The sequence below is a fragment of the Balneolaceae bacterium genome (assembly GCA_034521495.1).
Classification (GTDB): domain Bacteria; phylum Bacteroidota; class Rhodothermia; order Balneolales; family Balneolaceae; genus Rhodohalobacter.
Genome location: JAXHMK010000007.1, coordinates 1 through 16,604, shown reverse-complemented (window position 1 = coordinate 16,604; position 16,604 = coordinate 1). Strand labels below are relative to the sequence as shown.

At 42.1% G+C, this 16,604-nt stretch carries 14 protein-coding genes; 5 read left to right on the top strand and 9 right to left on the bottom strand.

The annotated features are described in order from the left end of the window. Positions 1–20: 20 nt before the first annotated feature. The 6 genes from U5K72_03930 to glgB form a co-directional block, all read right to left on the bottom strand. Positions 21–1,340 carry a hypothetical protein gene (locus tag U5K72_03930; GenBank protein ID MDZ7717957.1) on the bottom strand — a complete coding sequence of 440 codons (1,320 nt, stop codon included), beginning with the start codon at positions 1,338–1,340 and terminating at the stop codon, positions 21–23. Position 1,341: 1 nt separating this feature from the next. Then, a complete protein-coding gene (locus U5K72_03925) occupies positions 1,342–2,718 on the bottom strand; it encodes a DUF4270 family protein (protein MDZ7717956.1) in 1,377 nt (458 codons plus the stop codon). Continuing rightward, positions 2,663–3,472 (bottom strand): glycogen/starch synthase, encoded by an 810-nt coding sequence (locus U5K72_03920; protein MDZ7717955.1) that lies wholly within the window; start codon positions 3,470–3,472, stop codon positions 2,663–2,665. The genes U5K72_03925 and U5K72_03920 overlap by 56 nt, the downstream gene beginning before the upstream one ends. Positions 3,473–3,494: 22 nt before the next feature. After that, positions 3,495–4,322, bottom strand: a complete 828-nt coding sequence (locus U5K72_03915) for a phosphosulfolactate synthase (protein ID MDZ7717954.1) — start codon at positions 4,320–4,322, stop codon at positions 3,495–3,497. Between the two features lie 80 nt (positions 4,323–4,402). Further along, entirely contained in the window at positions 4,403–5,908 is a 1,506-nt protein-coding gene (malQ, locus tag U5K72_03910) for a 4-alpha-glucanotransferase (protein MDZ7717953.1), read from the bottom strand. 133 nt (positions 5,909–6,041) lie between these two features. Further along, a complete protein-coding gene (gene glgB, locus U5K72_03905; protein MDZ7717952.1) occupies positions 6,042–8,237 on the bottom strand; it encodes a 1,4-alpha-glucan branching protein GlgB in 2,196 nt (731 codons plus the stop codon). Positions 8,238–8,345: 108 nt separating this feature from the next. Between glgB and U5K72_03900 the strand changes: the two genes are divergently transcribed. The 5 genes from U5K72_03900 to U5K72_03880 all read left to right on the top strand — a co-directional run bounded on the left by U5K72_03900 (position 8,346) and on the right by U5K72_03880 (position 13,201). Further along, the gene (locus U5K72_03900; protein MDZ7717951.1) at positions 8,346–9,572 is read left to right on the top strand and encodes an ABC transporter permease; all 1,227 of its coding nucleotides are present in this window, start codon (positions 8,346–8,348) and stop codon (positions 9,570–9,572) included. A 585-nt stretch (positions 9,573–10,157) separates the two neighbouring features. Beyond that, complete coding sequence (locus U5K72_03895) at positions 10,158–11,024, top strand: sterol desaturase family protein (protein ID MDZ7717950.1); 867 nt, start codon at positions 10,158–10,160, stop codon at positions 11,022–11,024. A gap of 302 nt (positions 11,025–11,326) precedes the next feature. After that, positions 11,327–11,779, top strand: a complete 453-nt coding sequence (tnpA, locus tag U5K72_03890; GenBank protein MDZ7717949.1) for an IS200/IS605 family transposase — start codon at positions 11,327–11,329, stop codon at positions 11,777–11,779. Between the two features lie 210 nt (positions 11,780–11,989). Further along, positions 11,990–12,295 (top strand): GNAT family N-acetyltransferase, encoded by a 306-nt coding sequence (locus tag U5K72_03885; GenBank protein MDZ7717948.1) that lies wholly within the window; start codon positions 11,990–11,992, stop codon positions 12,293–12,295. Positions 12,296–12,397: 102 nt separating this feature from the next. Continuing rightward, positions 12,398–13,201: a thrombospondin type 3 repeat-containing protein gene (locus U5K72_03880; GenBank protein MDZ7717947.1), complete on the top strand. Its 804-nt coding sequence runs from the start codon at positions 12,398–12,400 to the stop codon at positions 13,199–13,201. 8 nt (positions 13,202–13,209) lie between these two features. Here U5K72_03880 and aat read toward each other — a convergent pair whose 3' ends face one another. From aat to uvrB, 3 genes are read right to left on the bottom strand one after another with little or no spacing between them, the layout of a single operon-like run. Next, the gene (gene aat, locus U5K72_03875) at positions 13,210–13,824 is read right to left on the bottom strand and encodes a leucyl/phenylalanyl-tRNA--protein transferase (GenBank protein ID MDZ7717946.1); all 615 of its coding nucleotides are present in this window, start codon (positions 13,822–13,824) and stop codon (positions 13,210–13,212) included. A 43-nt stretch (positions 13,825–13,867) separates the two neighbouring features. After that, positions 13,868–14,446, bottom strand: a complete 579-nt coding sequence (locus U5K72_03870) for a methyltransferase (protein MDZ7717945.1) — start codon at positions 14,444–14,446, stop codon at positions 13,868–13,870. 13 nt (positions 14,447–14,459) lie between these two features. After that, a complete protein-coding gene (uvrB, locus tag U5K72_03865) occupies positions 14,460–16,508 on the bottom strand; it encodes an excinuclease ABC subunit UvrB (GenBank protein MDZ7717944.1) in 2,049 nt (682 codons plus the stop codon). Between the last annotated feature and the right edge of the window lie 96 nt (positions 16,509–16,604).

The following is a 16,604-nucleotide window of genomic DNA, read 5'->3' as shown; positions in this document are numbered from 1 at the left end:
CTATTGTGACTGGGAACTTATTATTGAAATCTCTGCTGTATAAACATAAGCTCAGCTAAATTTAGTGACAATTTGAAGCCCCATATATTCTCTTTAACTAAATTTGAGGATTCTGTTCCCCGAATTCCATAATGAAAGCTTAAATCTATTGACGAACGCGATGTTCTTGACACTAAACCAAGTCCTGCATGTAATAAGAGAGTTTCAATATCCTGATTCTGAATAGAAAGATGGCCGCTGTCATACGTTGTACCAAGACTGTACTTAAAATTTGAGAAGAAACCACCTCTCTGTTCTGACCTGTAAGGATGAAGCTGGAACCCTATGCCCGTTTTCATCCTGTTTTTGAAGTATTCTTGCTGAGTTGGATTAAAGCTGAATTCAGCATCGCTCCATTGTTGCAGTTGAAATTCAGCTACAACATTCATGAAACGACTAAGATTATACGTAAGTCCAGAATTAAATTCCAATGGTAACTTAACGTTTCCATTGCGATTTGAGTCATTTTCGTTAAATTCTATAAGTTGGCGTTGCTGCTCAACCGATCTGAACATTGTAAGTGATTTTTCAGCTTCAATCGAAACAGGAAGAGTTAAAGCTGTTCCAAATGACAACTGATCGCCCTGTCTGAACAGGTTCCCCTTATAGGCAAACAATCCAAATCGGTGACCAAATTCATAGCCCTCTATTCCTACTTCATAGGGCGATGGAGCATACTGAGCATCCGAGAAAAAGGGAGTAACTTCATTGTTGATGGACAATAGATTTGCTGAAAATCCATATCCAACAGAAATATTGTCGATCGGTTGATATCCAAAACCAATTTCAAACCGGTTCACTCCCCCTGTACCCAATGTGGATATAATGTATTGCACATCTTCTTGATTTAACCCGGGGAGGGCATTGAAAGATCCGCTTTCGTTTCGTTTAAAATCTGCACGGACTAAGGGTGTAAATGAAATTGAAACTCCCAGTTTATTTCTCAAAAGTGGAAATGCAAACTGAAACCCCTCTATATTGAGCAATGTGTTTCTGGCTGAGGCGGAATTATCAACAGATCTATAGGTATTCAAACCCAAGGCAATATTTCCCTGTGTGTAGTTGATTAAACCCCAGTGAGCCGGGTTGGCTATGTTTGGTGAAAAACCGTCATAGGTAGAAACTCCCGGAAGACCTATACCCATGGTTGCTCCCGAATAAACATCGGCAGGAACTCCAAAACCAATTGCAGAGTAGAAGGAACCTGATTTTGCCCGGGTATCATCTTGCGCATAGAGCACATCAGCAGTTGATGCGATCAAAAACAAAGCGATAATAAGAGTTGTGGTGCGTTTTAACATCCTACTCTTCAACATATGTAATTACAAGTCTTGGTTTCCTGATTTCATCTGAATTGGGACCATAAAAATGTGATGAATAAATAAGTCCATTTACAGATTCTGTAGTTATGTAAATATTTTGCCCACTTGTCTCCCCATACAGATCATTCAAAACAAACGAGGTTACATTCATCAAAAATGCATCTGTTGTATCATTTAAAGAGGTACCAAAGTTGGGTTGAGTCGTAAAAATTTCGGCCATTATATCAAATGGATCATCTTCAAAAACGTGTGCCCGAACTATATTCGTATTTGGACGTGAAGCAAAAGGTGTATTTTCCTGCGGATTTTTGTTTTTGCTCAGAATCAATTGGGCATTTATGATATTTTTTGATCCAAGGGTATCTGGTATATTCGGTTGAAATTTTAGAACTCTCTCCGAATTATGAAGGAAGAAATTACCAAATTCTTCAGATTCTTCTTCCCTCGTAAAAGACGCACCCCAATCTCTCACCTGTATAACGTCAGGCCCGGAATTTTCCTCTTCATCCTCATCATCCTGTACCATCGAGTTGAACAGAAAGCTCGTAATTAGTTCTTCCTCCTGTTCTGTACTATTAGGATCCTGCTGGCCTGCCCGGGTTTTCAGAAATCGAATGTTTTGATTTCCTTCCGCAGGTACAATCGCCAGGCCCGGAAAATTTCTTATGTATACTGAATCTCTTTCGGCAGATGAAAGATCCGGATCTGAATTAAAATATCCTGCATATTTATCCGTCCAGGACGCTCCTAAATCAACAATAAGTGTGTCTTGCGTGGCCGGCACCTGGAATTCGGCAACTTTACTGGTCATATCCACCGGAATCTCTTCATTATACCGTAATTCTGCACCTCTCCATATTTCGCCGGCTTCGTAAATTTCAAAGGAAGAGGTAGCAAGGCTGTCACCGTAGATCGTTCCGTTGAAAATTAGCCGGAGAGAAATTGAGTCATCTTCACGGATGGTATCTACACCTGAAACAGATAAAGACGGTTTCAGCAGTGCCACGGATCTCATGTTACCATATAAAGGATCGTCATAAGAACCCACGGGTGTGAAGCCAAGTCTCCCTGAAAAAGAGTTTTCCTGGATAATCGTATAATCGTCCAGGTAAATAGTTTCCGATACAACATTTTCTTTGTCTTCAACAATATCGTTACCTACAGATCCGGGAGATTCGCAAGCCGTTGAAAGAAAAGCTGTAATCAGAAGTAGAAAGGCAGCGATTGAGAATCGACTGCCTTTGTTTGCATAAAATTGTGTTCCTTCAGAAAAAATGGAATTATTTTGAGAACAATTAAAATTATTGATCTTCGCCGGAAATTTCCCGGTAGTAGTTGGCAAATTTTTTCGATACATCTTCGGGCGAACCCTGAATTTTTGTTGGTTTAATTTTCAATTGCTCAAACAGATCATCAAATTGATCTTTCAAATGGTTTCCGGTTACTACATGATCACTGTACTGTAAACCTACCTTGAGCATATCCACAGCGCCATCATCATCAGTAAGAGAATCAATATCTACATCATCTGGTAAACCAAGGAGTTTTAAAACATCATCGTTATCAAATTGCCCTTTGTTTTCCGGATGATGCAGATTGTATACGATCTGAGTATTCTTAAAAATATCTTCATCTTTATATTTCGTGCGAACAAGCAGAGGGATCAAACCGGCAGGCCAGTCGTGGCAATGAATAATATCCGGTTCCCATCCAAGACTTATAACAGTTTCAAGCACCCCTTTATTGTAGAATGTTAAACGTTCGTCGTTATCGTCGTAAAATTTTTCTGTTTTAGGATTGTCGAACATCCCCTTTCTCTTGAAGAATTTGTCATTATCAAGAAAGTATACCTGTAGTTTGGCGTTCGGGATACTGGCGACCTTTATCTTCATGGTTTCAATTTCATCCCCAACCTCTACTTCAATTCCAGAGAGTCTAATCACTTCATGGAGGCGGTTTCTCCGGTCGTTAATAGTACCAAATTTGGGAAGTAAAATTCTTATTTCAAACCCCTGATCCTGAAGAGAAGCTGGTAAGAACCGAAGCATATCGGCAGTATAGGTCATACGGGCAAAGGGCGCAATTTCGGCAGCAGCGTAAAGTATTTTCATAATAAGTTAATCGGTTCGATTCTTAGGAGGATGATTCTTGTGAAAGGTCTGATTTATTTTCTGAGTATAAATCCCGAATTTCGTTGTCGTCGATGGAATAAAAGTCAAATAGGGTGTCACTTCGCAAACCAAGTCTCAGTGTTTCTACTGAAATAACTTCGGCGGGCTGAATGTTTCCGAGATTAACATTGCTGCCAAACTTCCTGATAAACCAAACTTGCTGATCTTTATTTGGTGCTTCAAAAAGCAGATGTTCGATGGAGATCTGGTCGGCAATCTCATCAATCAACCCGGATCTTATTTCCCCGTTGGGTCGAAAAACACCCACAGTTCCCGATTCTCTTGCCTCACAAATAACTTTCCATGCGCCGGCTTCGAGTTCGGATTCTATCATTTTCACCCATTTATAGGGGGGAATGATATCATCGGGATTTTTACTTCCCACTTCCGACAATACAGTAAAATCTTTACTAAGATTTTTAATAATTTCATTTTTTCGTTTGTCGGAAAGCCAAATTGTTCCGTTAGATACTTCAAGATACTGAATATCGTAATCCTGCAATAGCTGAACGTATTTATCTAACTCATCTCGTAATACATACGCCTCAAACAGCGTACCCCCAAAATAAACAGGAATATTGTAACTGTTATATACCTCAAGTTTTTGCTTAAGATTTTGAGTTACAAGGGATGTTCCCCAGCCTAATTTTACAATATCGGTATAATTTGATGTTGCCTCGCAAAAATCTTCGGCCTGTCTTACACTAAAACCTTTGTCTAAGGCGAGGGTAATTCCTTTGTTCCTTGGCTTTTCAGTCCGTTTAGGAAGATTACTTATTGGATGTGACATGCATCAATTTATATTATTGTGAAACGGCTCAAGATACAAAACGATGCTTTTATTAGAAAGCTTCAATCTCATCTGATTGATTATTGACCTGAACCGAAATTTCTGTTACTCATTTTAACAAGGTACTGAATCTGCTCTCTATCTATATTTTCCAGCATTTCGCGGGTAAATCGCCATTCCCAGTTGCCTTCTGCGGTACCGGGAATATTCATTCTGTGTTCGGCATCTAAATTCATAAAATCTTGCAGTGGAAATATCGCCTGGTCCGCTACCGAGAGCATGCCGTAGCGGATTAATTCCCAATTTATTTCTGATCCATCGGAACGGGTATACTCTCTCACACGATGCTTTTCCACTTCAGGGGCGGAGTTGTACCACCCAATTGTGGTGTCATTGTCGTGTGTACCTGTATAAACCACGCAGTTTTGATTAAAATTATGGGGCAGATAGCTGTTTCCGGCATCGGAACCAAACGCAAACTGTAAAATTCTCATCCCCGGAAATTCAAAATCATCTCTGAGTTTTTCAACACCTGGTGTCATCACTCCCAAATCTTCAGCGATAATCGGTAAATCACCAAGTTCTTCCCGAATCGTTTCAAAAAGATCATGTGCGGGCCCTGTTCTCCATTCGCCGTTTTCGGCAGTCTCCTCTTCGGCAGCAACTGTCCAGTATTCATCAAATCCGCGAAAGTGATCGACCCGAATGGCATCAAACAGATCAAACATCTGCTCAAACCGGTTGATCCACCAGGAGTAGCCATCTTTCTTCAACACATCCCATTTATAGAGCGGATTTCCCCAAAGCTGGCCTGTTTCACTAAAATAATCGGGAGGTACGCCTGCAACCAGCTGCCGATTTCCCTGTTTATCAACCTCAAAATATTTGGGATTTGCCCATACATCTGCACTATTGTGGTCTACAAAAATCGGGATATCTCCCACAACTCGTATATCCCGTACATTGGCATATTCTTTCAGATCATACCACTGATTAAAAAATTCAAACTGCAGCCAGGTTTGATAATCAATCTCATCCTGATGCTCTTTTGTAAATTTTTTAATTGCTGAAGATTTTCGTTGGGCAAGCCCCGGTTTCCAACTGTTCCAGGGTTCTTGGTTATGCTTTTTTGAACACGCCATAAACAGGCAATAATCAGCAAGCCATTCCTTGTTAGCCTTCTTGAATTCATCAAGTTTTTGATCTTGCTCTGCAGATTTCGATCTGTAAAAGTTTTTAGATGCTATTTCAAAAAGCCGGTCTTTATTTGTAAATACCTGCTCATACTCGGTTTTAGTTGTAGATGGCAGTTTGGCTTTTTCTGCCTCCTCATAGGTTACCAATCCTTTTTCCACTAAAATATCCGGGCTGATAAGATAGGGATTCCCCGCAAAAGCAGAATAGCTGGCATATGGCGAATTACCATAACCGGTAGGACTGAGAGGAAGCACCTGCCAGATAGTTTGGCCGGTTTCCTGCAAAAAGCTGATAAACTGTTTGGCATCTTGCCCTAAATCGCCAATTCCGTAGTCAGATGGAAATGAAGTAGGATGTACAAGCGTGCCGGTAGATCTCGGAAAACGCATAAATTAAAAAAAACTAAAAATTGTTTTGTCTTAAACCTGTTAGTTTTTGATGGATATAAATCCTAAAACAAGTTGTCAACCTGTCAGGTTTATAGTTGACATAATAAGAGATTAAAACTAAAAAGTTGACCCATTAAGATTTTGGTTTCAAGACAACTCCAGCAAGTGGAGGTACAGGAATATTTATATGAGCAGGTTGATTGTGCCAGTTTCCTTCATTCGCTTCAACTGCCGTTGGTCCATTATTACTGCCTCCATAATAGTCAGAATCACTATTAAATATTACTTCATATTCTCCTGCTTTGGGTACACCAAATTTATAAACATCATGTGTATTCGGAGTGAAGTTCAAAATAAAGACCAAAAAATCGTCCGGATCATCAGAACGACGTACAAATGAGAGAAGGCTGTTTTCCGCATCACTCATATCAATCCATTCAAATCCTTCCCATCGCGAATCAACTTTGTGGAATGCTGGTTCCTTTTTATAGATATTGTTCAGGTCTTTTACCAAACGTTGGACGCCTTTATGCGTATCCCATTGGAGCAGATGCCAGTCGATAGATTGAGATTCCGTCCACTCATTCCATTGGCCAAATTCGCCTCCCATAAACAGAAGCTTTTTACCCGGATGACCAAACATATAGGTGTAGAGTAATCGAAGATTTGCGAATTTCTGCCAGTCGTCTCCGGGCATTTTAGAGAGTAACGATTGCTTCATATGTACTACTTCATCGTGCGACAGCGGCAGGATAAATTGCTCGGAAAATGCATAAATCAAAGAAAAAGAGAGCTGATCCTGGTGGTATTTTCTGAAGATCGGGTCTTTCTCTATGTATTCAAGGGTATCATTCATCCAACCCATATTCCACTTAAAATCAAACCCGAGACCGCCGGAGGATGTTGGCTGAGAAACGCCCTGGTACGAGGTAGATTCTTCGGCAAAATTTAGAATACCGGGATAGTATTCGTGTGTTACTTCATTAAATCGGCGCAGGAAATGAATCGCTTCAAGATTTTCGCGTCCCCCGTATTGATTCGGTATCCATTCGCCCTCCTCTCGGGAATAATCAAGATAGAGCATGGAAGCTACAGCATCTACTCGAAGTCCATCGATATGATACTCCTCCAACCAATAAATAGCATTGGAAATCAGGAAATTCATCACTTCACTTCTGCCAAAATTGAAAATGTTTGTTCCCCAGTCGCTGTGCTCGCCCTGGCGTGGGTCTTCGTGCTCGTAGAGAGCGGTACCGTCAAACCTTCGAAGGCCGTTCTCGTCTTTGGTGAAGTGCGCGGGAACCCAATCAATTATAATTCCAAGTCCGGCCTGGTGAGCCTTATCAATGAAATATCTCAGATCATCCGGATCTCCAAAGCGACTTGTTGGCGCATAATACCCGGTAATTTGATATCCCCAGGACGGATCGTAGGGGTGCTCAGCAATCGGCATTAATTCAATGTGGGTAAACCCCATCTCTTTGGCATAAGAAACCAGGTCATCTCCCAAATCGCGATAGTTCAAAAACCCGGGATCTTCGCCTACTTTTCGTTTCCAGGAACCGGGGTGAACTTCATAAATAGAGATCGGTTCATTGTGATCTTGCGTCTGCTGACGATTTTCCATCCACTCTTCATCACCCCATTCATAGGATGAATTCCAAACCTTGGTCGCCGTGCCGGGGCGTAACTCCATCAACCGGCCATAGGGATCTGATTTTTTGAGAGGTGCTTCCGCTGCATGAGATTTAATCTCGTACTTATACATATCGCCGTCAGTCACATGAGGAATAAAAATCTCCCAAATTCCCTGGTCGTGATATTTTCTCATTCCATAAACGCGGCCATCCCAATTATTAAACGAGCCGATTACACTCACACGACTCGCGCTTGGAGCCGTAACCACAAAATGTGTTCCCTCAACACCATCAACTGTTTTAGTGTGCGAGCCCATCCATTTGTATGCCTGATGGTGATTTCCCTCCCCCCAAAGCTGCAGATCGAAATCAGAAATCTGTGTGCCAAATCGATAGGCATCTTCAATGGTGTAGGTATCTCCTACATAGGGGATAATTTTCAGTTGATAGGAAAATCGATTTTTACGGCGCGAAAAGACGTGTTCAAACAATCCCTCATCAGATACGCGCGACAGTTCAACCTCTTTTCCGGAATCCGGAATTACCACAATCGACTTGGCGTCGGGCCGAAAACTGCGAATGACCAATTTCTCCTTTCCTTTGATGTTTACAGTGTGAAGGCCAAGCACTGAAAACAGATCGCCATGGTCGCCGTTGGATATTGCTCGTATTTCTTCGATTTTTAAAGTCAAGATTAACCCGTGGTTTTAAATTCCTGGTAGTCAGTAATGTTGTTATTTTAACAAAAGATGAATCTATAAAAAAGAACCACATGATCAGGTAAAATACAAGTGCAGAAAATGAATATTATCCAGTTTATATCGCGGCGCTACCTGTTTTCAAAAAAGCACGTCTCCCTGATATCGATTCTTACAGGAATCAGCATTGGCGGAATTACTATTGGTACGGCTCTGTTGATCGTTATCCTGTCTGTTTTCAATGGTTTTTTTGATGTGATCCGCGGCTATCTGCTCTCCTTTGATCCTGATATTCGAATTGAACATGCACAGAATTCGGCAATGTTATTCGATCTGCAGATGATGGATCAGATTCGAGAGCATGAAGAGGTTGTGAGTATTTCGCCTTATGTGGACGGAAAAGTGATGTTGGCCTTTCAAAACGGACAAAACGAGGTGATCAATGTTCGGGGCGTAGATGAAGAAAATGATGATCTTTTCCACGAATTGGAGCAGAGAAGAAAAAATACCGAGTACGATATTTCAGTTCGTAACGGGAAACCGGGGACCATTGTTAGTGAATCTTTGGTGAACCGATACGGACTGGAACCGGGGGATGAAATTGCCATGTTGAGCCCCTCCGGAATGCGCCGTGCGTTGACCCAGTTTTCCTCGCCCCGGGTCAGCCGGTTTGAGGTTCGCAACAGCTACGACACCCACCAAATTGTAGCAGGTGATGTGGTTTATGTGAGTTTAGAAGCGGCGCAGCGGTTGTTTAACATGCGAAATGAGATTACCGGACTTGATCTCCAGCTTACCGATACGGACCTGGCTGAGGATGTGAAAGCAGATCTTCAGGCATTGATCGGAAATAAATACATGATTGAAACCTGGTACGATCTTCAAAAACCGCTCTACGACGTCATGTACCTTGAAAAGTGGGGCTCCTATTTTATTCTGATGATTATCGTGCTGGTAGCCGTACTGAACATTGTGGGGTCGCTGACGATGATCGTCATTCAGAAAAAAAGAGATATTGGCGTCCTGATTTCAATGGGTATGACGCCCAAAAAAATCAAGAAAATTTTTCAAAGTCAGGGATTACAAATCGGGTTGATAGGATGTGTGATTGGCGGATTCATCGGGATTGCACTCACTCTGGCGCAGCAGGAATTCGGCCTGGTTAAACTCTCATCTTCGTTCATTATTGACGCCTATCCCGTAGCCATTCAAATCTCAGATATTGTGATCGTTCTGATCGGGACGATGCTTCTCTGTCTTCTCGCAAGTTGGTATCCCGCCGCACGCGCCGCCTCCGTTGAACCTGCCGATGCTGTGCGGGATGAATAGTACGCCGGACAGCTTCTCCGGCACTTAGGAATCTGAATTTGATGTGAAACTTTTGGTTCAGCTTTTATCCAGGCCTTTGCTCTACATTTTATTTTTGAGATGGAAATTACATTTATCGGTAACGGACAAGCTGTCCGTTGTACAGAACGCCTCAGACTGATGCAAGTTTGCAAACGGAAAGGGGCACAAGTGACGCTTCGCTTAACACTTGCGCCATGTGGGATGAATAGTACGCCGGACAGCCTGTCCGGCACCCCGTAAACTGAAAGGATTAACACTACTTTTGGTTCAACTTTCATCCAAGTTCAAGCTCAACATTCCATCTTTTGGATGTAGTTTAAGTTTATAGGTAACGGGCAAGCTGCCCGTTGTACTTTTTTTAAAACTATTTCTCCACCTCGTTCGTCTACCCTTTGAAACCCACAACACGAGGTTTCGGAAATCTGGAACAGATGAAGGCATCATTGTCAATGCCTCATTAAAGCCGTGTTCAATGAATGTTGGGCACGGCTTTTTTAAATGTCCCTTGCAGGTATCCATTCGAATTACAAAATTGTTGACATTTAGAGTGAAGGAAACAAAGTTATGGAACCCATCATCACATTTTTTGAAGATGTCCCTACTACCTTTCGAGCAGGAATTCTCATCGGCGGCATTTTTATTTTTTGGGTGATTGAAGGCGTTTTCCCCCTGTTTGAATTCAAGTATAGAAAAGTTCGACATGCCGCAATCAACTTAGTTTTGACCGGCTTTTTTGTTTTGATTGGACTTGGATTTGCCGGATTACTTTTAGGGGCCTCGGAGTACGTGACCGCTAACAATTTTGGATTGTTAAACTGGATTTCGATGCCCATCTGGCTGCAATGCATTGTTGGGGTGATGCTGCTCGATTTTTTTGGCGCTTACCTGATCCACTGGATTGAACACAAGATAAAATGGATGTGGAAATTTCACCTGGTTCATCACACTGATACCACAGTGGATGTAACTACGGGTCTTCGTCATCATCCAGGAGAAGCAATTTTCAGAATGTGTTTTACCATTTTAGGGGTGATTGTTGTCGGTGCGCCCATCTGGATTGTTTTTCTCTATCAAAGCATTTCTGCACTGTTTGCTCATATCACCCATGCCAATATCCAGATGCCCAAAAAAGTGGATCGTACACTTTCATATGTGTTCATCACTCCGTTGATGCACAAGGTTCATCACCACTACACGCAGCCGCTAACGGACACAAACTATGGCAATATATTTGCCGTTTGGGATCGGCTTTTCGGTACGTTTGCACAAGTTGAGGATACCAAAGAATTGACCTATGGAATTGACACGCACATGGATCCGGAAGAAAATGACAGAATCGGAAACCTGCTAAAAATACCATTCCAGGACTATCGTCCACCAGTGGGATCGAAATTCAATATTGAGGAAGGAGATGAACTGGAAAAGAAGTAGTGACCCGTCAGACCGCTTTGAGCGGTCAGACGGGTAAAAGTGAGGCAAATTCATCAAAGTTTTTCATTCTACTTAAACTCGACTTTCTACCACAAAGAATCGACAGAATAAAACCTTGGAAAAAGAGGCCATCGGCCTCACACAACTCAGCTTGGGGCACCCGCCCCAAGAAAAGAAGTCAAACCAGCAAAAGCAGACTGTAAGTCTGCCATAGAATTCTCTCTGATTCATTTCTGTAAGGTTTTCAAGATTTCCGGTTCATAAGAAAAGAGACATCCCAAAATTCAAAACAGGAATATCTTATGAGTCAATCTCTCTCTAAACTTTATGTGCATTTAACTTTTTCAACCAAAGGCAGGCAGCCCTTTATATATGAAGGGGTTAAAGAAAATCTCCATTCTTACATGGCAGGAATCTTTAAAAAAATTGATAGCCCGGCATTAATCATCAATTCTGTACCCGACCATGTGCATGCACTATTCCGGTTATCTAAAAACGTGGCCTTAGCAAAGATTGTAGAGGAAGTGAAAAAAGGTTCTTCCAAGTGGTTGAAAGAACATACAGGCAATCGTTCGTTTTATTGGCAGACAGGATACGGGGCTTTTTCGGTAAGTAGTTCAAAAGTACCAGCAATGAAACGCTACATCGCCCAACAGGAAGAACATCATAAAAAGATGAGTTACCGCGAGGAAATAGAGAGGTTTATGAAGGAGTATGATGTGGTGGAATATGATCCGGTTTATTTTTGGAAATAGGCCTGTTTTGTTTCAGGCTTTCAGCCTGTCATCCAAGAGGGGGCTCTATTTAGACTTGGGGCGGTGCCCCAAGCTGGAGTGCAAAAGACCTTCGGTCTTGGTAAATGTCAGTGGTTGAGTGGTTAACCAAAAAGTTGAGCTGCACCGGAATACCTGTGAACAAATTAACATATATTCAAGATCTTGTTATCAAAAAAACCTGCTGCAAGCATGAAAAAGAAATCCCAAACTCTATTTTCAGACAACAAAGAAAAGAAACGTTTTGAACTTCAGGTTGGCGATGTTACAGCCTTTGTCGATTATATCATCAACAAAAAAGGGACAATCTATTTAACTCACACCGAGGTTCCGAAAGAAGCAGAGGGACAGGGATACGCGAAGGAGTTGTTGGAGAATGTATTTCAAGAGATCGAGAAGAGAGAATTGGAACTGGTTCCTATATGCCCGTTTGTGAAGACTTATCTGCACCGCAAACCCAAGTGGAAAAAACTTTTGGCTGATTTTGCTCAATTTTGAGAAACGGATGATCTCTTTTGAATGAAAACATTGCATGAAGGGTAAAGAGCAACTCAAATAGAGAAGCTCAATTATCATGCAATTAGCTCAAAGAGATCAGTGATGACCCAAAAAATTCTGAAATCACTCCTGGTAATTTTAAGTATTTCAATACTCATTTTTGGTTGCAGTGATAACTCCACGAATAATCAGGTAGCAAATCTACAATCCGAAATTTGTGCAAATGTAACCGGAATTGAGGCTCTGTATTGGGATATTATGAATGGAATACCCCGAGGTGATATTCCCGGCGGAGTTCCCACAATTAATAATCCCGGAGGAACCTATGGGCACCCGGCAGTTCCGCTCTTGGGTTTTCAATATCCGGCAGGTTACACACCTCAAACTGATACAACACCAAATGCAATTGGCGTAAATGTTATTCGAAATGACGGACAGTCATTATGGAGACGATCTCAACTCGCAATTCTGAATCAAGTTCGGGCTCGTGATGTTTTGGCATCAGAAATTAATTCACTCTTAAATTTCTTTGGCGGAAATGCTAACAATATTCAACGCGTATGTATAAACGAAGGGAATCCACCTGTTAATCAACTCGCCCCGGGTTTTGCTGCTGAATTCTCAAACCGGCTCATTCGATTTGGCGGTATCTCAGCTCTAATAACTGTAAATGTTACTTTTACTCCAACAGGATTGACCTCCATCGTTATCCAAAAAACCGCAGCTCCAACAAATCAATTTGAGGATGAAATCATGAATACGTTTCTGCCGATTTCGTATCAACTGCTGTTCACCGGAGGTGGAGAAAGAGATTCTGATGGGGATGGCGTACCTGATAACCGAGATCTCTGTCCAAACACACCGCCGGGAACGCCGGTAAATGCCAATGGTTGTCCGGTGGGGTAAAACTTAACTTAGTTGTTGGGGTGCACAAAGTAAGCGTCTGTCTCAAGAGCTTGATTCAAGCGCTGTTTATACTCATCCGATGAAATTTCAATGCAGCCGAACTGTGCGAGATGATCCGTATAGAATTGCGTATCCCAGAGTTTAAACCCGTTTTTCTTGAGTATTTGGTGCGTATTCCACAGCGCCACTTTGTCTGCTTCTGTAGCTTTTTTGAACATCGATTCACCAAAGAAAGCAGCTCCCAATGATACGCCGTAAGAGCCGCCAACGAGATTTTCATCTTCATCAAACATCTCTACGGAATGAGCATGTCCGGCGAGATGCAGCATCTCAAACGAGTTGATGATGACATCTGAAATCCAGGTCGTATCACGATTGGCGCACTCCTCCATTACTTGCCGAAAACAGGTATCGACCCTACACGTGTAACGACCCTGCCGAATAATTCTCTGCACATTTGATGAAACCCGAAACTTCTGCATTGGAATAACACCTCTTCTTCGAGCAGAATACCATCCCACCGATTCATCCTCTCTTGATTCGCTCATCGGAAAAATTCCATTCCTGTAACCGTTTAAAAGTACTTCAGGAGGAATAATTTTATTTTTTGAAAACGACTGCATCTGTTGGTTTGATCTGATGAGCCTTCAATCAGATTTTGTTACGTCATCCCACATCTGCACTGGCAGTTCCATTTTTGTGAACTTTATAAATGAAATATGGAGGGATATTAAGAGGAACAAAATCGGTATCGTAATTTCCAAAGACCTCCATCACCGGCTTCTTCAAGTGTCCGCTTGTTTGATATGCAAGGAACATACCATCATCCTTTAAAATGTTTTTTGTAGCTTGCAGCACTTCCCGTTTTCGCTCTTTTTTGAGAAAGGAAAACGGAATACCCGATAGTACATAATCAATCTGTCCGATATCTTCAGAATTCAAAACAGACTCCACATTACCGGCAAGAGCATTATAAATTTCAACACGGGGATCTTGAATGGTTTCCTTCAGGTGTTCAACAAAATCCTCATTAGCCTCAATTAAAATTAACCGAGAGTTGGATGACATTTTTTCGAGAATATATTTCGGAAAGACGCCATCTCCCGGCCCATACTCAACCAACGTAAAATCTTTTGAAAAATCGATATTGGAACACACTTTTTTAACACAGTGCTTGGATGTAGGCGTAACGGAGGCCACATCTTTGTCTTTAATGAAGGTTTTTAAAAAATCAATTTTACTCATGGAGTTATTTTAATCATAGTTCTTCTTCCAGTTGTGCGATTTGGTCGCGTATTCTTGCTGCCTCTTCAAATTCCATATTCTTTGCTGCCTGTAACATAGAGTCACGCAGATATTCGAGAAATTTTTCCTTGCTTTCAAATGTAACTTCTTTCATCGCCGGGTTGGCTTTATACTGAATACCTTCCTCAGCTACTTTAACCACCTCAAGATAATCATCTTCATCCTCTTTTTTAGGATCAAGCGTGAAATCCTGTGTTGAAATAAGCGAGGGATCCACCAGCGGTTTAAGCTCCTTTTTCACAGTTTGTGGGGTAATTCCATGCTTCTCGTTGTATTCTTTTTGGATTTTACGGCGCCGGTTGGTTTCCTCAATTACTTTTTGAATACTGTTCGTCATTTTATCTGCATAAAGAATCGCTTTTCCATCAACATTTCTTGCAGCCCGTCCTACAATTTGAAAGAGGGATGTTTCTGATCGTAAAAATCCTTCTTTGTCCGCATCCATAATGGCCACAAGACTCAATTCGGGAATATCAATGCCCTCACGAAGGAGGTTAATTCCTACGAGAACATTAAAATCACCACGCCGGAATTTATAAAGAACTTCAACTCTTTGCATAGCGTCAAGTTCACTGTGCATGTAAGCAGCACTGATGCCGAGATTTTTCAGATATTCACTGAGCTCTTCACTCAGGCGTTTGGTTAGTGTGATGCAAAGTACGCGTTCATCTTTTTCGGCACGAATTCGGATTTCATCAAGCAAGTCATCCACCTGGTTTCCAAGCGGACGAACCTCAATTTCCGGCTCCATCAACCCGGTTGGACGGATAATCTGTTCCACATAAACACCGCCTGATTTTTCAAGTTCATAATCACTTGGCGTAGCACTTACAAATATTGCCTGGTTGATCATGCCCTCCCACTCTTCAAACGTAAGGGGACGGTTATCCAAAGCCGATGGCAATCGAAATCCGTGTTCAACCAGTTCCATTTTTCTTGAGCGGTCGCCGCCGTACATCGCCCCGATTTGAGGGACGCTTTGATGGCTTTCGTCCACAACCAGCAGATAATCATCCGGGAAATAGTCCATCAAACAATAGGGGCGCTCACCGGGTTTTCGGGCACTGAGATACCGCGAGTAGTTCTCAATTCCAGAACAGTAGCCGATCTCCTGCATCATCTCGATATCAAAAAGTGTTCGCTGTTCAAGACGTTTGGCTTCAAGAAAGCGTTGTTCATCCTGAAGCACTTCCACCCGCCAGTACATCTCTTCACGGATCTGTTCAATAGCTTGTTCGAGACGGCCCTGGGAAGTAACATAATGTGATGCCGGGTAGATCCTGAACTCTTCAACCTCGTCCAGTACTTCACCGGAATCTACATCAAAAACTTCAAGATTTTCGATCTCATCTCCCCAGAACGAAACACGCAATCCCTCCTCTGAATATGCTGGATATACATCAACTACATCACCGCGGACCCGAAATGTACCGCGCGTGAAATCCATATCATTCCGGTTGTAGTGAAGATCTACCAGGTCGTAGAGCAGCGTGTTTCGCGGAATTTCCATCCCCGTTTCCAGGTTGATGATCAGTTTTTCGTACTCAGAGGGGGATCCGATACCGTAAATACAACTTACGGATGAAACGATGATCACATCCCGCCGGCCGGAAAGAAGCGAACTCGTCGCCCGCAAACGAAGCCTCTGAATCTCTTCGTTGATGGATAGGTCTTTTTCGATGTATTTATCCTGCGTGGAAATGTAGGCTTCGGGCTGATAGTAATCGTAATAGGAGATAAAAAACTCGACCCTGTTTTCCGGGAAAAAGTCGCTGAGCTCTCGGTAAAGCTGAGCAGCCAGTGTTTTGTTGTGACTCATCACCAGCGTAGGTTTCTGAACGTTTTCAATTACTCCTGCCACTGTTCGGGTTTTCCCTGAACCTGTGATTCCGAGTAAAGTTTGAAATTTGTCGTTCTGCTGAATACCCTCCGTTAATTCTTCAATAGCTTGTGGCTGATCTCCGGCTGGTTCCCAGGGGGAGTGTAAATTAAATTCTGACATGAACTGAGCAAATACCTCTCATTAAAAACATAAGAACGAAATATAAGGGAATAACGTGCGTGAATCATTTTTTGAATTGGTAAAATTTGTGTTACC

Excerpts from the sequence above, each read along its gene's own strand:
- U5K72_03885 (MDZ7717948.1), top strand. The coding sequence starts at position 11,990 with ATGAAAAAGAAATCCCAAACTCTATTTTCAGACAACAAAGAAAAGAAA.
- U5K72_03900 (MDZ7717951.1), top strand. The coding sequence starts at position 8,346 with ATGAATATTATCCAGTTTATATCGCGGCGCTACCTGTTTTCAAAAAAG.
- U5K72_03870 (MDZ7717945.1), bottom strand. The coding sequence starts at position 14,446 with ATGAGTAAAATTGATTTTTTAAAAACCTTCATTAAAGACAAAGATGTG.
- tnpA (MDZ7717949.1), top strand. The coding sequence starts at position 11,327 with ATGAGTCAATCTCTCTCTAAACTTTATGTGCATTTAACTTTTTCAACC.
- U5K72_03880 (MDZ7717947.1), top strand. The coding sequence starts at position 12,398 with ATGACCCAAAAAATTCTGAAATCACTCCTGGTAATTTTAAGTATTTCA.
- U5K72_03920 (MDZ7717955.1), bottom strand. The coding sequence starts at position 3,472 with ATGAAAATACTTTACGCTGCTGCCGAAATTGCGCCCTTTGCCCGTATG.
- U5K72_03930 (MDZ7717957.1), bottom strand. The coding sequence starts at position 1,340 with ATGTTAAAACGCACCACAACTCTTATTATCGCTTTGTTTTTGATCGCA.
- U5K72_03895 (MDZ7717950.1), top strand. The coding sequence starts at position 10,158 with ATGGAACCCATCATCACATTTTTTGAAGATGTCCCTACTACCTTTCGA.
- malQ (MDZ7717953.1), bottom strand. The coding sequence starts at position 5,908 with ATGCGTTTTCCGAGATCTACCGGCACGCTTGTACATCCTACTTCATTT.
- U5K72_03925 (MDZ7717956.1), bottom strand. The coding sequence starts at position 2,718 with ATGTATCGAAAAAATTTGCCAACTACTACCGGGAAATTTCCGGCGAAG.
- U5K72_03915 (MDZ7717954.1), bottom strand. The coding sequence starts at position 4,322 with ATGTCACATCCAATAAGTAATCTTCCTAAACGGACTGAAAAGCCAAGG.
- uvrB (MDZ7717944.1), bottom strand. The coding sequence starts at position 16,508 with ATGTCAGAATTTAATTTACACTCCCCCTGGGAACCAGCCGGAGATCAG.
- aat (MDZ7717946.1), bottom strand. The coding sequence starts at position 13,824 with ATGCAGTCGTTTTCAAAAAATAAAATTATTCCTCCTGAAGTACTTTTA.